General features: G+C 45.8%; 12 protein-coding genes. 5 read left to right on the forward strand and 7 right to left on the reverse strand.

Going from position 1 to position 13,194, the window contains the following annotated elements; translation table 11 throughout:
* Positions 1–246 precede the first annotated feature (246 nt).
* The 3 genes from ACXAEY_RS15755 to ACXAEY_RS15765 form a co-directional block, all read right to left on the reverse strand.
* The gene (locus ACXAEY_RS15755; RefSeq protein WP_474813216.1) at positions 247–393 is read right to left on the reverse strand and encodes a hypothetical protein; all 147 of its coding nucleotides are present in this window, start codon (positions 391–393) and stop codon (positions 247–249) included.
* Positions 394–512: 119 nt separating this feature from the next.
* A complete protein-coding gene (locus ACXAEY_RS15760; protein WP_474813218.1) occupies positions 513–3,677 on the reverse strand; it encodes a bifunctional cytochrome P450/NADPH--P450 reductase in 3,165 nt (1,054 codons plus the stop codon).
* Between the two features lie 74 nt (positions 3,678–3,751).
* Positions 3,752–4,330 carry a TetR/AcrR family transcriptional regulator gene (locus ACXAEY_RS15765; RefSeq protein ID WP_474813220.1) on the reverse strand — a complete coding sequence of 193 codons (579 nt, stop codon included), beginning with the start codon at positions 4,328–4,330 and terminating at the stop codon, positions 3,752–3,754.
* A 279-nt stretch (positions 4,331–4,609) separates the two neighbouring features.
* Between ACXAEY_RS15765 and ACXAEY_RS15770 the strand changes: the two genes are divergently transcribed.
* Positions 4,610–7,645, forward strand: coding sequence for an efflux RND transporter permease subunit (locus ACXAEY_RS15770; protein WP_474813221.1), 3,036 nt, complete (start codon positions 4,610–4,612; stop codon positions 7,643–7,645).
* A 48-nt stretch (positions 7,646–7,693) separates the two neighbouring features.
* On the opposite strand, the gene ACXAEY_RS15775 is transcribed toward ACXAEY_RS15770, so the two are convergent.
* Complete coding sequence (locus ACXAEY_RS15775) at positions 7,694–8,158, reverse strand: N-acetyltransferase family protein (protein ID WP_474813223.1); 465 nt, start codon at positions 8,156–8,158, stop codon at positions 7,694–7,696.
* A gap of 193 nt (positions 8,159–8,351) precedes the next feature.
* Here ACXAEY_RS15775 and ACXAEY_RS15780 point away from each other — a divergent pair, with 193 nt between their 5' ends.
* Positions 8,352–8,942 carry a helix-turn-helix transcriptional regulator gene (locus tag ACXAEY_RS15780; protein WP_474813226.1) on the forward strand — a complete coding sequence of 197 codons (591 nt, stop codon included), beginning with the start codon at positions 8,352–8,354 and terminating at the stop codon, positions 8,940–8,942.
* 63 nt (positions 8,943–9,005) lie between these two features.
* On the opposite strand, the gene trxA is transcribed toward ACXAEY_RS15780, so the two are convergent.
* Positions 9,006–9,317, reverse strand: a complete 312-nt coding sequence (gene trxA, locus ACXAEY_RS15785; RefSeq protein WP_474813227.1) for a thioredoxin — start codon at positions 9,315–9,317, stop codon at positions 9,006–9,008.
* 109 nt (positions 9,318–9,426) lie between these two features.
* Between trxA and ACXAEY_RS15790 the strand changes: the two genes are divergently transcribed.
* The 3 genes from ACXAEY_RS15790 (at position 9,427) to ACXAEY_RS15800 (ending at position 11,076) form a co-directional block, all read left to right on the forward strand.
* Positions 9,427–9,996, forward strand: a complete 570-nt coding sequence (locus tag ACXAEY_RS15790; RefSeq protein ID WP_474813229.1) for a CGNR zinc finger domain-containing protein — start codon at positions 9,427–9,429, stop codon at positions 9,994–9,996.
* A gap of 45 nt (positions 9,997–10,041) precedes the next feature.
* Positions 10,042–10,572, forward strand: coding sequence for a GNAT family N-acetyltransferase (locus ACXAEY_RS15795; protein ID WP_474813231.1), 531 nt, complete (start codon positions 10,042–10,044; stop codon positions 10,570–10,572).
* Positions 10,573–10,827: 255 nt separating this feature from the next.
* Complete coding sequence (locus ACXAEY_RS15800) at positions 10,828–11,076, forward strand: hypothetical protein (RefSeq protein ID WP_474813233.1); 249 nt, start codon at positions 10,828–10,830, stop codon at positions 11,074–11,076.
* Between the two features lie 249 nt (positions 11,077–11,325).
* On the opposite strand, the gene ACXAEY_RS15805 is transcribed toward ACXAEY_RS15800, so the two are convergent.
* Positions 11,326–12,264 (reverse strand): ABC transporter permease, encoded by a 939-nt coding sequence (locus ACXAEY_RS15805; protein ID WP_474814856.1) that lies wholly within the window; start codon positions 12,262–12,264, stop codon positions 11,326–11,328.
* 1 nt (position 12,265) lies between these two features.
* The gene (locus ACXAEY_RS15810; RefSeq protein WP_474813235.1) at positions 12,266–13,192 is read right to left on the reverse strand and encodes an ABC transporter ATP-binding protein; all 927 of its coding nucleotides are present in this window, start codon (positions 13,190–13,192) and stop codon (positions 12,266–12,268) included.
* Between the last annotated feature and the right edge of the window lie 2 nt (positions 13,193–13,194).

Here is a 13,194-nt window from a genome sequence, read left to right on the forward strand (position 1 = left end):
AGAAATAGGAGCACCAATTCCAATGGGGTTTGATGCTCCATTTTATACGAGATTTTAGGTTTTGTGCTCAAGAACGCATTTGTTCACGCAGTCCAATTTACGTGGAGGCTGCCTCCCCCACTTCTATTTCACGATCAATACCGGATAATTCGCTCTATACTCTCGCTCACTCCGAACTTGCGATTTTATCCGAGAGCTTTCCTAAGAGCGTAACTTGGAAAATCATCTTCAGGACAGTTCTTCTCTTCATTGGTGTTCTTTATTCTGCTTAGCTTCTAATCCAACCCTTTTAATCTCTTCTGTCTGTTCCTTGATGGTGGTATTGATCTTTAGTAACGCACCGTATATCGCAAAAATCCCAACAATCACTAAAATGATAAACAAAGTCCCCATATCTTCCACTTCCAATCATTTGTCTTTTTTTACACGATCGCCATTATTCCAGAAATTACTGGAAATCTCAAATCAATCTTCTTTTATAGAAAAAGACGGCGCGTTCACGCTGTCTTCCATCACGCACCAGCCCATACGTCCTTCGCATATCGACCTTCACGCTCTAGTTCTTCTAACCACTCAATTGCTTCTTCTTCTGTAGTCCCGTAGAGGGAAGCAAAGCTCATGATAAGCGCTTGTTCTACTTCTGGCGCCATCTTGCTTCCATCACCACAGATGTACAAGCGTCCGCCTTCTTTTAATAGTGGTAAAATTTCAGGAGCATTTTCAGGCAAACGATGCTGCACATACGTTTTTGGCTGATCAGGACAACGCGAAAATGCCGTATGAAGCGTGATAAGTCCTTCATTTTCCGCCTGCTTCAATTCGTCTTCATACAAAAAGTCGTGTTCAGGATTGCGGCAGCCGAAGTAAAGATGAGCTTCACCTAGCGTGGCACCCTCTCTCTTCATTTCTCGTCGTGCTTGCACGAAGCCTCTGAACGGAGCGACACCTGTTCCTGGTCCAATAAGGACGATCGGAGTTTCTGAATTCTCTGGGAGCTGGAAGTTCGACTGCGGTGTGTTGATAAAACACGCGACTTTATCGCCAAACTCTCGCGTTGCAAGGTAGTTAGACGCCACTCCTTTGTACTCACCCTTTCCGTTCCAAGCGTTGTCACGTACGACACTCACCGTGATGCTCGCTTCTCGTTCGCGATGCTTCGGTGAACTTGAAATCGAATAGTAGCGTGCTTTTAGCGGTGGCAGCAGTGCGATGAACCGCTCGAATGGCATTTCACACGCCATGTAGTGCTCCACGAGTTCAAGCATCGTTACACGCTTTTCGAGCACTTCTTTTTTATAGGTTTCATCTTCAAGCAATTGCTCGAGTTCCACAACGTGTGGCGGACACACCGTGTGTTTTGCGAGCGCACGAATTTGCGAGCGTGTCGCAGGTTCTTGAAGCTCGACGTAAGACGATAGCAATTCCTGCAACTTCACCGGTTTATCGGTTGGAAGGTGCGCTGCTTTTCCGAGATCTCCAGTCAACAGCACGTGGTCTTCACCGTTTAAAGAGAAACGATCAAGAACGCGGTTCACCATCTCGTCTCGGTTTTGAGGAAGGATGCCGACATGATCGCCCTCCTCGTAAGATACCCCATCAGGAAGCATGAGTTCGATATGACGCGTGCTGCGACCACTATCGGTATGCTGGAGCTCCACGTTTCGATTGATGATCGCCGTGAACGCATGATGCGTCCTTGCTACCGGCGTATCACTCACACCACTCACGAAGCTCATCGAGATCGCGCTGTTCTCTTCGTTGTTTTCGTGAAGTTCAATGTTCATCGCATCTGCGAGGGGTTCCCACAATGTGGATTCCCATTTCTCAAAGTCGCCTTCAAAGTCATCGCTCGCATCACCGAATCCTGCTTCTGTGATACGCTTCGCTCCTTTTTGTGAGAGCTCTTCATCGATGAGTGAAGGAATACGCTGATACGTGTTCGCCCAGTTCCGATCCCCGCATCCGAACACCGCATATTGAACGCCAGCGAACGCACCTTGTTCAGCTTCATCGAGCCATGTAACGAACTCATCTGCATTATCAGGTGGATTTCCATTGTACGATGCCGACACGATGAGAACCGCGCCTTCTGTTGGAAGCTCGTTCACATAGTCATTCAATGGTGCCACTTCAGAATGAAAGCCAAGCTTCCTGCCGCTTTCAGCTAGGTCGCGTGCGATTCCTTCAGCACTTCCTAAGTTCGAACCATACAAAACGAGAAGTGGCGTGCCGTGTGCGTTTTCAGGCAGCGTTGACGCCTCGTTCTTTTCTTTTTCAGGCTCTGTCGCTTGCACCGCAAAGGAAAGTGATTCTTTTCTCGGATTCACCTTCATCTTAAAGCCGTCCGGTTTTAACGTGAGCGTTTCTTTTACCTCTAGCTCATAGTTCTTGTGATCGATCAGGTCGAAATGCTGAACGACCATTCCGAGTACAAGCGTTGCTTCATGTAAGGAAAACTGCTGACCAATGCAGGCACGCTGGCCGTTTCCAAACGGCTTGTACGCATGCTGCGGGATGGCGGATGGATCTTCAAACCGCTCTGGAACGAAGGATTCTACGTCCTCTCCCCAGATCGATCGGTCGCGGTGAAGTTCAGGAAGAAGCAGCGTAAAGACGTCTCCCTTCTCGACATCATACTCTCCACCAAGAGTTGTATCTTCTTTCGCATAAAGCGAAAATGCTGGTGCTGTCGGCCATAAGCGAAGCGTCTCGTTCAGAATCATGCGCACATACTTTAGCTGCTTCACCTGTTTGTAATCAGGAATGCTGTCCCCTGCAACACGGTCCACTTCTTCCTGCGCTTTCCTGAGCTTATTAGGGTTGTTCATTAAATAATAAAGCGCAAACGATAGCAGCCCACTCGTCGTTTCATGCCCAGCGATCAGGAACGTGATGATTTGGAAGCGGATGTTTTCGTCATCAAGCGCTTCACCCGTTTCAGGGTCTACTCCTTTTAGCATGAGTGAAAGAAGATCGCCTTCGTTTCCATCGCCGTTCTTCTTACGATCTGCGATGAGATCATCAACAAGTGAAAACATATACTGAATGTCATCTCGAAACTGCTTCTTCGACTTCACCATGAGTTTATCTTGAACACCGAGGCGCTGTGATTGCGACATCGCTTCATCCATCGCACGGACCATCGCGTCGATGAATTCATGGTTGTTTTCACGGTAGAAGCTGTTGAAACGGAAATTAAAGCCGCAAAGCCCGATCGTATCGAGCGTTAAGCGCGTCATGTCTTCTGCCACGTCAACTTCCTCATCAGGGTTTAACCGTGCCCACTTTTGAACGAGCTGTGTCGCGAGGTCGACCATCTTCGTATGATAGTTTTTCATCGCCTGCTGGCTGAAGCTAGGCAGAAGGATATTATGCGCCTTCTGCCAGTTCGGCTCTTCGGTTTCACTTGTAAACAAGCCGTCGCCACCGAAGGCACGAACTTTTTGAAGAACTGGGCCTACTTTTTTATCAAAACGCGTTTGATCGCTGATTTCTTCTACAAGCGCTGCGCTCGAAACGAACGTACTCGTACGAGATGGAAACTGAAATTGATAGATTGGTCCAAACTCTTTTGCGAGTTTCATAAACGATTGAATCGGTTTTTCTTTATCAATAAGAGGAAGGCTTCCTAACGGGCCGTATGTCTTCGGTTGTGGAATCGATTTCTTAGCTAACATGAATGGATCACCTCATCTATAAGTTGTGCGGAATGAACGTTCATTCATTCCATATTATGAAGAGCAGCTGCTCTTCAATTATGACGGCGAACGGAATCCCAAAGGCTTTCTTCTACTCCAGATAAAAGTTCAGGAGATGTTTCAAGCTCGCCTGCTCGAATAAGGTTTTGAAGCTCAAGGAATGCGCCATACAAAATGGCGATCAGCGCTTTTGAAGGCAAGTTCCGAATCTCGTTCTTCTCTTTTCCTTCATCAAAAAACGTACTGAATAACTCCAAAAGCTGTGTGAAGTCTTCCCGGCTCTGTTCATCAAGAAAATGGCCGGCACTATGTTTTCGAATAAAATAAAGCGCATGCTCATGTTGATTCGTAAATAGAATCATATTTTTAAAAAGATGATGAAACTGGTCACGAATGGACTCATGGTATGGAAAGCCCTCTTCGATCGTCTTCATAAACGTTACAACGTATTCTTGAAAAAGGGTGTTCACGAGCACCTCTTTGTTTTCAAAATATCTGTAGATCGTTCCGGCTCCAACATTGGCAGAAGTCGCAATCATAGGAACCGTCGTCGCATCAAAGCCACGTTCAGCGAAGAGTTCGAGCGCGCTGCTGACGATCGTATCTCGTTTGTTTAGGGTCGTCACAGTCATCCCCCTTTCATTTCGAAATCATGCGGAATGAACATTCATTCCTATCTTTATTTTACCTACCAAGGAAAACATTAACAATGAAGCAGAAGTACTAGAAAGCGTGAAGAGTTTGTAAACGAATCGGTTTTAGTGGAATAGTTGAAACCTTTCTATCGTACAATCGTACGTGTACATAACAGCGTTCTAAGTCTTTGGGCTTAGGGAAATGGAAAACGTTTGAAGTCCATTTTAAGTGAAGACATCTTGGGGGAGAAAATTGAAAACAGGGGGGAAAATACGATGCAAGCGATCACGAATTGGGCGTTTCGAAACAAAGCTGCGATGGGGTTGTTCATCGTCATTACGATGCTTGTCGGAACCGTGAGCTACTTCATGCTGCCGATGGAGTTTTTGCCTGAAGCAGACAACCCGCAAGTAACCGTCGTCACGTTTGGGCAAGGATACGATGCTGGGTCCATGACGTCATCTGTCACGGAACCGATCGAGCAAGCCGTCGCATCGATCGAAGGAAAAACGAGTGTCCTATCCACCACGGGTGAAGGGTACTCACAGATTGTCATCAACTTTGACTCGAGTACGGTGATGAAAGACGCAAAGAACAATGTGAGCGATGCGATCGCATCAATCTCGCTTCCTGAAGGTGTTTCAGCACCTCAAGTCTCTCAGTTGAACACCTCGATGATTCCAGTCGGTCAAGTGTCGGTCACGTTTGAAGACGGATTGACGAAAGAAAACACGGAGCTTGTAAAAGACGAGATCCGACCGATGTTCGAGAATACCGATGTGATTTCTCAAGCGAGCGTGATGGGCGAAAACACGTCTCGCGTTCAGATCAACCTTGATAATGATAAGATGACCGAACTCGGGATCCCGGTGAATGCGGTGATGGGTGTCCTCCAAGGACAAAGCATCTCAGCATCGGCTGGAACGAGTAACATCGATGGTCAGAAAAGCACGATCAACGTAACGGATGACCTTGATTCATTAGAAGGAATCGAGAACCTTGCACTGCCGCTTCAGATCCCTGATGCGCCTGCCGTTAAGCTTTCGGACGTTGCGTCTGTTGAAAAAGTAAAATCAGACAGCATGGTCACAAGAGTGAACGGAAAAGAAGCTCTCGCCGTTATTCTTTTTAAAGAAACCGACGCGAGTGCGGTGACGGCTGGGAATCAGGTCGTCGATACCGTTGAAGAGATCAACAGCACGTATGGGAACGTAGAAGCACAGACACTTTTTACAACGGGGGATATGGTAAAGAGCTCCGTCAACAGCATGGTGCGTGAAGTTGGACTAGGCGCCCTGTTCGCAACGCTCGTAATCCTGCTCTTTTTACGAAAACTAAAGCCAACGATTGTGACAGCGATCTCGATCCCGCTCTCACTCGGCATCACGCTACTCCTTCTCTGGCTGTCGGGCGTCACGCTCAACATCCTAACGCTTGGTGGGATTGCGGTAGCCGTCGGGCGACTCGTGGATGACAGCATCGTTGTCGTCGAAAACATTTTTAGAAAAAGTCAGAACGAACGATTATCAAAAGCAACCGTCATCGACGCAACAAAAGAAGTATCACGAGCGATCACGTCTTCAACACTGATCACCGTTGCCGTGTTCCTTCCGATGGGACTTGTGAACGGATCGCTAAAAGCCTTCCTCCTTCCGTTCGCGCTAACGGTTTCGTACTCGCTGCTCGCATCACTTCTTGTTGCGCTAACCGTCGTACCGGTCTTAAGCCGCGCGATGCTGAAGAACACGACCCTTCCACCACACAGGAGACCAGAAGGCTACTTGCGCGTATTGAAATGGTCACTGAACCATAAGTTCGTACCGATTCTTGTCGCAGTCGTCGTCCTGTTCGGTTCGATTGGCCTTTACGTAAGCATGCCAAAAGCGGCGACTGGTGCGAGCGACGCTTCTATCGTAGTTGTCGACATGGTCTTCCCGAGCGACACACCGGAGGATGAAATCAAAGAACGCATGTTGTCGTTTGAAGAAGAACTCACGGGCATCGAAGGCTATGAGCATTTCATCACCCAGTATGGCTCGAGTACAGAAGCCGCTCAGTACGGCGAAGTAAGCGACCCTGATACGGTCATGTACACCTTCATCATGGAAGAAGGTGCTGATGCGGAAGCCTTCATTGAAGACGTGAATGAAGCGAAAAAAGATGAAAAGAACGTGGAGATCGAAGCGTACCCGACGTCCATGTTCGGCGGATCTTCCAACTCCTCCATCACGTATGATGTCGTTGGAAACGACACGAAAGACATATTGAACACATCTGAAACACTCATGGAAAAGATCGAAGGCGTTGACGGTGTCCAGAAAGTATCGAGCAACCAGGATAAAACGACTCCTGTCTACACAGTCGAGATCGATACTGAAAAAGCGAACACTCAGCAAGCAGCGATGCAGATCAGAAGCCTCCTGAACCCGCAGCCGCTCGGTACGGTCACTCTCGATGAGCAAACGACACCAGTCTTTCTAAATGCTGGCGTTACTCCGGATACACTAGGCGATCTAGAAGAGCTATCGATCACAACGAACGCTGGAGTCGTACCACTTTCTGACGTCGCATCGATCACGCAAGAAGAAAAGCCAAGTACGGTTCTTCATAAAGATGGTGACCTGTATGCGAGGGTTACTGCAGAAGTGACGCCTGAAGAGCTTTCTGTCGTCTCAAAAGATATTCAGCAAATCATCAATGATCTCGACTTACCAGAAGGCATGAGCATCGATACCGGAGGCGCTTCCCAGCAGCAGGCGAGCGACTTCCAGGATCTTGGACTCACTATGCTTGCGTCCATACTGATCGTATACCTTGTGATGGTGCTGACGTTTAAAACGCTTCGTGCACCGCTCGCAATCCTTGTTACCCTTCCGCTCGCATCGATCGGTGCCGTTCTCGGACTTCTCATCTCAGGAGTTCCAGCGGACGCAACCGCCTTGATCGGAGCGCTGATGCTGATCGGAATCGTCGTCACGAATGCGATCGTCTTGATCGACCGCGTGAAGCAAAACGAAGAAACGATGATCATCCGCGACGCCATCATCGAAGCATGTGGAACGCGCCTTCGCCCGGTTATCATGACCGCGATCGCAACGATCTGTGCGATGATCCCGCTCCTCTTCGGTCACGCAGGAGACGGAAATCTCGTTTCTCAGTCACTCGCTGTAGTAGTCATCGGTGGCCTTGCCGTTGCGACTGTACTGACGCTTGTAATTGTTCCTGTTTTTTATGAGTTGCTTTATTTTAGGAAGTCGAAGAAGCAGCGAATTGCGCAGGTAGATGTGAAACAAGAAACAATCGCGAATTAAAATAAGAGCTTGGACGTGGCGACTGCCGCTCCAGGCTCTTCTTATCTATCAAGCTCGTTCTTCATCCACCCACTCATACAAAAGATCAGGAAGATTCTCCTCGTTCTCATGTCCTCGACCGATGATCCTAAACCCGTGCTTTTCATAAAAACGCTGTGCGTTCGTATTCACTTCAAATGTATAGAGTGTAAGTCTTTCAGACTGTGCTTTCGCTTTATGTAGAAGTGCACTTCCAATCCCGAGCCCTTGGTAATCTTCATGAATATACAGCTGATTGATTTCATTTTGATTGTACGCAATCATTCCAACAACCTTATCATTCAGCAGCGCAATTTCGATCACATACTGCTTATTAAGAACATGATTAAGGAAATGGAGATGGTTCTCAAACGTATGCATTTCTTTCTGACCTAACGCTCGTTCCTTACTTTGCCTCCACATTGAAACCGTTTGTTCGCCGTACGTGGGGTGGTATGGAGCTAGGATGACGTCTTCCTTAAAACGATTTATCATTACCGCTTCCTTTCACAACCCGATGGATTACTGTATAACGTTACATCCATCCTATCATACACCTCTTCAGAAAGAGGCAGCACACTCGCCGCGCAAAACCGATCTAGTTCCCTAATAAATCACACCTTACATTTTCTGGCTAATAACCTTATGATTAATCTATCAACCTATATTTCTGGAGGTGCTCTCACCATTGCTCGTTGAAAATCGAATTAAAGAAGTAAGAAGACAGCACAACGTTTCACAACTAGATTTGGCAGAAGAAATACAAGTGACGAAGAGAACCATCATTGCACTCGAAGAAAATAAGTATCACCCTAGTTTGGAGCTAGCTTTAAAGATCAGTACATATCTCAATACATCAGTTGAAGAATTATTTCATTTTGATGAGAGTAAGCAAAAGGAGAAGAAAAAGAGTAAGGCTGTTCCCTTTACCGTAGTTGGATTTGTCCTTCTGTTAAGTATCGCTTACTTTACTGGAAGCTTAGACTACTTCTTTCCTATATTGGCTGGAATAATTGGTTCACTTATTGGAATAGGAATATCAAACTACAAGACTAAACAGGAAAAACCGAAGCATCCTAGGCGTGATGAACGAGTAGATGCGAGGGTAAGCAAATTCACAACCATTTTCTTAACGGTCGCAATCGGTATCTTTACAATCAATGGAATCACCCTTGATTACTTTGGCCACGAAACAATTTCTGTTCTGTTTTTCTTTCAATTTATGATGGCTGCTATCATTTTGTTGGCAATAGGTTCGAATATTGCCGGAAGGATGTAGAAACTAGCATACACACAAAAAAAGTAGCGCCCCTTCCATAAGAGGCGCTACTTTCTTTATCGTTTAGCCGTGTTTCTTCGCGATCGATGCTAGTTCTTCTTTCGTACGGAAGCCAACTGCGTTATCAACGAGTTCGCCGTCTTTAAAGAATAGTAGCGTCGGGATACTCATTACGTCGTACTTGCGTGCTGTTTCAGGGTTTGAATCGACGTCGAGCTGGACGACTTTTAGGTCTTTTTCTTCTTCATCAAGTTCATCGAGAACGGGTGCGATCATTTTACAAGGGCCACACCAAGGTGCACCTAGATCTGCTAAAACGAGTCCTTCTTTTGTTTCTGCTTCAAAGTTATGGTCTGTTACTTGTTGTACTGCCATGTTATCTCTCCTCTATTTAAAATCTAACTACTAAAAATTTATTTAGTGGTTAGGATAATACATTATGTTATAATCGTTGTCAAAGATAACGCAAAAGGTGTGTCTCACAATGAATCCACAAACGAATTTTCCACATTTCTCAGATCACCTCTTCATCAACTTGATGAACACGATAAAGATGCATGAAAATAGTCCGACAGATCTGTTAGCAACGGAAGCGGATGGATTGGAATGGATCGAGTTGATGAGGGAAAAGGGATTACTAACAACTAGACAGGTAGAGCGGATCAATGAAGGTCCTCTCCATATGAACGATCTTAGAAACTTTCGTGATCAGTGTCGCGCGTACTTTGCTGAGGAAGATGAAAACGTGATCGGCGTGCTGAGCACGATGACGGAAACAGCACCGCTTTCCTTTATCATAGAAGACGGAAGCCTAACTCCACTCCCTTCACAAGGTGGTACGAACGGACTTCTCTCGATCATCGCGCTTTCAATGCTGGAGCTTCAGGAAAGCGGGACATTAACAAAAGTTAAGGCGTGCGAAAATGACGAATGCCTCGCTTTTTTCGTGAATCAAAAAGGAAAGCGAAAATGGTGTTCCATGGAGGTTTGCGGAAACCGAACGAAGGCGAAGAAGCATTATCAAAAAACAAAAATGTCCCAAAACAAAGGATGAGGCCCCTTGGGACCTCATCCTTATTTTCTCTAGAGGAGTGAAACGATGCTCACAATCAAGCAAATCACCCCGTCTGATCTATACCCTTCTATGCTAGACACGTTTAATAGAAACCAAGAAACAACGCGCGTGCTCGCGAACGAGAAAGGAAGTCTCGTCGAAAAAGAAGATCACTTTAAAGACGAATGGTCCCTAACCCGTAAGCGAGAAATCGTCCAGCACTTTCGAGAAGTGACTGAAGGCGGTGGCGCAGTGATCATTGCGAATATGGATACGACCGTTGTCGGATTTGCCGTCATCGAACCGGAAGTATTCGGAGAACGTTACTCCTACCGGGAGCTATCCTACATTCACGTCTCTTCAGAACATCGCGGGAATGGTATTGGCAGGAAGCTTTTCAACGTCGTTACCAACGTCGCAAAGCAGCTAGGTGCTGAGAAATTGTACATAGGCGCACACCCGTCGATCGAAACGCAGCGCTTCTATTTCAGTATGGGGTGTGTGCTCGCGGAAGAAATGAACGAAGAGATTTACAACCGTGAACCGCTGGATATTCAGTTAGAATATATGTTGTGACCATTTTATAAAGCCGATCACTATCTCTAAAAGCTTCAGCTTTTGGATGCTTTATTGATAATTGATATTAAACCTGACGTATAAATCGGCACACTTAACTTTCTTCATTCTTTTTGACATAGAAATTAATAATATAATTTATAATGGACAATAAGTATTATACGATTAAAATGTGGTGTTAAAACAACTAACTTTTTAAGAATTGAATACACTGACCATTTTAGTTGAATCAAAATGCGACATAGGGGTGAAGTGATGAAACGATTTGTTATACCGATTTTAAAGGCAGTTGCAACAGAGCTTTTAGATGCTAAGAAAGAAGAACCTATGTTTAGCATTAAATGCTTAAACTGTGGGTGTATTAGAGAATTAGAATATCGTTTTTCTAAAAGATCTGGGGATATAGAGGTTGCTAATGATGAAGACATTATAAATGCTGATGAAATCATAGTATCAATTAAATGCAACGAATGTGGAAATAGCTTAGATAGCTCAGAATATTAATGCACAGTTCAAAAATGCTGTTTAGCATGGAAAACCGAAAGACTGAATTAAGGTTACCAATCTTCTTCAACTTAAGAATGCTATAGCTCAATAAGACCGGTTAATTTATACCAAAGAAAACTCGCCATTGGGGCGAGTTTTGCTTCTTTTTTATATGCTATTTTGAACGGCGAAAGTTCTGGAATTTCCTACCATGATATCTTGCCTCATAACGGAACCCTTTAAGCATTTACCTGACCGGATTCTTTCCTATGCAGCTACATCCCGTCTCGTGAACAGCAGCCATGACAATGATAAAAACACGATTAAATAGACAAGCAGTGTTACTAACGAGAATCCTAGCGTCATGCTTTCAATGATTGGCGCGCCGTCGAAATAGACGCTCAGATCCGTATTTGCGAACAGAATGTATTTCACCCAGTCATACTGACTAAGAAGGAATGTGATCTGACTTCCGGTAAACATGAGGAAGATCGCTAATCCGATCGCAAGAGATGAGCTGCGGAAGATACTCGATAGCATGAATGCGAACGTCACCATCATCAGCAAGTTTACACTCGCCAGGGCGTACTCGATCATAAAATGAACAGCCATGCTTGTTTCGGAGACTTCTCCACCGTTATACGTTAAGTACGGTTGATCGACTGCATCAAAGCCGAGGAAGATCCCGCCGATAATAAAGGAAGAAATGTATAAGATCACGAGAGATAATAGCGCGAACAACAGCGTTGCGATGAATTTCGAAGCAAGTATCTTCGTACGTGTGGCGGGTCTGATCAAGAGAAGCTTAATCGTCCCCCATGAATATTCACTCGCAATGATCCCTGCACCGATGATGATCGTGAAGATGGAAATCAAACTGACCATACCGGTCGAGTCATCCATTAAACTCCAGATCGATTTTCTTTCTAATGGTGGAATGTCGTTTGCGAGACGATATTCATTTATCGCGATGCTTCGCTTCTCCATGTCTTTAATTGCTTTTGGCATGCCTTCTGAATTCTTTAACGATTCTTCCGACTGCTGAATGGCTGCTTCTGAGTTCGCTCGCCAATCAGTCGTATCCGCTTCTTGAAGGTTCGTAAAGATCGCTGCGAGAAGAACGGCTACCACGATTAGCCCGAGCATCACCCATGTCCCTACTCTTCGATAGATTTTCATATTTTCATTTTGAATCAAGTGAATCATACTAGACAACTTGCTCACCTCCTGTCACTTCAAGGAAAACATCCTCTAATGTTTTCACAGACGATTGTATGCCATAGATGCGAATCCCTTTTTCAACTAACGCCGATGTTACGTCTGGAATGAGCTCATGCTCCAATTTCACCATCACCGTTCGATCGCGTTGCTCGACCTCCGCATCAGGAAAGTTCGCTTTGATGGCGTGAACGGCATGGTTCACTGGGTCTACTTCAAACGACACCATCACGGTTTGGTCCTTCTGAACGAAGTCGTTCACGCGCTGCACATCGACCATTTTCCCAGCTTGAATAATGCCGATGCGATCGCACATGAGCTCGATTTCAGAGAGTAAGTGACTCGAGACCACCACAGCCACGTTTTCCTCTCGTGCAAGCGTTCGGAGATATTGTCTGATCTCACGAATACCCGCTGGATCGAGGCCATTCGTCGGCTCGTCGAGAATGAGGAGCTTCGGGCGATGGAGAAGCGCCTGCGCAAGACCAAGACGCTGCCTCATGCCGAGTGAATAGCCTTTTACTTTCTCATGAATACGCCCTTCGAGTCCTACAAGCTTAACGACTTCTTGGATTCGTTCCTTCGAGATCCCCTTCATCATTCGCGCATAGTGCACGAGGTTTTGGTATCCCGTTAGAAATTTGTACATTTCAGGATTTTCAACGATCGCTCCAACTTTTACGATGGCATCTTCATACTCCGTTGTAATGCTGCTGCCGTCGATGAGGATCTCACCTTCCGTCATCTTCATCAGACCGACCATCATACGGATCGTCGTTGTCTTCCCTGCCCCGTTCGGTCCTAGAAACCCAAACACTTCGCCAGGGTAAACATCGAACGTCAGCTGATCGATGATCGTTTTCTTTCCGATCACCTTTGATACGTCACGTATTTGAACGACTGGTTCTACCGCCATGC

It is taken from the genome of Anaerobacillus sp. ABA4_114, assembly GCF_056159065.1.

Bases quoted from the DNA above. Each gene is read 5' to 3' on its own strand.
- ACXAEY_RS15810 (WP_474813235.1), bottom strand. From the start codon at position 13,192: ATGGCGGTAGAACCAGTCGTTCAAATACGTGACGTATCAAAGGTGATC.
- ACXAEY_RS15800 (WP_474813233.1), top strand. From the start codon at position 10,828: ATGAAACGATTTGTTATACCGATTTTAAAGGCAGTTGCAACAGAGCTT.
- ACXAEY_RS15765 (WP_474813220.1), bottom strand. From the start codon at position 4,330: ATGACTGTGACGACCCTAAACAAACGAGATACGATCGTCAGCAGCGCG.
- ACXAEY_RS15805 (WP_474814856.1), bottom strand. From the start codon at position 12,264: ATGATTCACTTGATTCAAAATGAAAATATGAAAATCTATCGAAGAGTA.
- ACXAEY_RS15760 (WP_474813218.1), bottom strand. From the start codon at position 3,677: ATGTTAGCTAAGAAATCGATTCCACAACCGAAGACATACGGCCCGTTA.
- ACXAEY_RS15755 (WP_474813216.1), bottom strand. From the start codon at position 393: ATGGGGACTTTGTTTATCATTTTAGTGATTGTTGGGATTTTTGCGATA.
- ACXAEY_RS15770 (WP_474813221.1), top strand. From the start codon at position 4,610: ATGCAAGCGATCACGAATTGGGCGTTTCGAAACAAAGCTGCGATGGGG.
- ACXAEY_RS15795 (WP_474813231.1), top strand. From the start codon at position 10,042: ATGCTCACAATCAAGCAAATCACCCCGTCTGATCTATACCCTTCTATG.
- trxA (WP_474813227.1), bottom strand. From the start codon at position 9,317: ATGGCAGTACAACAAGTAACAGACCATAACTTTGAAGCAGAAACAAAA.
- ACXAEY_RS15790 (WP_474813229.1), top strand. From the start codon at position 9,427: ATGAATCCACAAACGAATTTTCCACATTTCTCAGATCACCTCTTCATC.
- ACXAEY_RS15775 (WP_474813223.1), bottom strand. From the start codon at position 8,158: ATGATAAATCGTTTTAAGGAAGACGTCATCCTAGCTCCATACCACCCC.